Below are 209 nucleotides of genomic sequence, written 5' to 3'. Positions count from 1 at the left end.
TTCGACTCCTCTCGGGCGCGTTTTTTTCGGGAAGTGGCTCAGCTTGGTAGAGCACCTGGTTTGGGACCAGGGGGTCGCAGGTTCAAATCCTGTCTTCCCGATACTTGTTTGGGGCCTTAGCTCAGCTGGGAGAGCGCCTGCCTTGCACGCAGGAGGTCAGCGGTTCGATCCCGCTAGGCTCCACCAAAAAAGTTCTTTGAAAACTGAAC

The 209-nt window shown here is 56.0% G+C and carries 2 tRNA genes; both read left to right on the top strand.

Features of this window, described 5'->3' with window-relative positions:
- Positions 1-27 precede the first annotated feature (27 nt).
- Positions 28-101: transfer RNA gene (locus tag COI75_RS17015), tRNA-Pro, on the top strand.
- 9 nt (positions 102-110) lie between these two features.
- Positions 111-186 (top strand) — tRNA-Ala (locus COI75_RS17010).
- Positions 187-209: the final 23 nt, after the last annotated feature.

This window comes from Bacillus cereus (assembly GCF_002564555.1).
GTDB classification, from domain to species: Bacteria; Bacillota; Bacilli; order Bacillales; family Bacillaceae_G; genus Bacillus_A; species Bacillus_A cereus_K.
Note: the sequence above shows the minus strand (reverse complement) of the source record. Positions and strands in the feature narration are given on the sequence as shown.